Annotated in this window: 1 protein-coding gene and 1 pseudogene; both read left to right on the forward strand. The window is 57.3% G+C overall.

Features of this window, described 5'->3' with window-relative positions:
* On the forward strand, window positions 1–392 hold a 392-nt coding region (locus ABLV11_RS07015; protein WP_348855246.1), incomplete at its 5' end, for a cupin domain-containing protein.
* 23 nt (window positions 393–415) lie between these two features.
* Window positions 416–794: pseudogene (gene rfbK / locus ABLV11_RS07020) on the forward strand (O9 family phosphomannomutase RfbK); the annotation flags it as partial.

The raw sequence follows: 794 nt of genomic DNA on the forward strand, positions 1-794 counted from the left end.
AAAAGGTCGTGGAGTACCTGAAGGCCAACCAGCGCAGCGAATACAAACGACACCGTGAAATCTACCGTCCGTGGGGCCGCAGCGATGTGGTGGTCCAGACGCCGCGCTTCAACGTTAACCGTATCACCGTCAAGCCGGGCGGGGCGTTCTCCATGCAGATGCACCACCACCGCGCCGAGCACTGGGTGATCCTCGCCGGGACGGGGCAGATAACGGTCAACGGCAAGCAGTTCCTGCTGACTGAAAATCAGTCGACCTTTATTCCCATTGGTGCCGAGCACTGCCTCGAGAACCCGGGACGTATCCCGCTGGAAGTGCTGGAGATCCAGTCCGGCTCCTATCTGGGCGAAGACGACATTATCCGTATTAAAGACCAGTATGGTCGTTGCTAACTTTTGCAGGACATTGATTCCGAATGACACAGCTAACTTGTTTTAAAGCCTACGATATCCGCGGCGAACTGGGCGAAGAATTAAACGAAGATATCGCCTACCGTATCGGACGCGCCTACGGTGAATTTCTGAAGCCGAAAACGATCGTGGTGGGTGGCGATGTGCGTCTGACCAGCGAGTCGCTGAAGCTGGCGCTGGCCAGAGGCCTGATGGATGCGGGAACGGACGTGCTGGATATTGGTCTGAGCGGGACCGAAGAGATTTACTTCGCCACCTTCCACCTGGGCGTGGACGGCGGGATAGAGGTGACGGCCAGCCATAACCCGATGAACTACAACGGCATGAAACTGGTGCGTGAAAACGCGAAGCCCATCAGCGGCGACACCGGGCTGCGCGATATCC

Source organism: Klebsiella sp. GW_Kp181, assembly GCF_040062315.1.
GTDB classification, from domain to species: Bacteria; Pseudomonadota; Gammaproteobacteria; order Enterobacterales; family Enterobacteriaceae; genus Klebsiella; species Klebsiella oxytoca.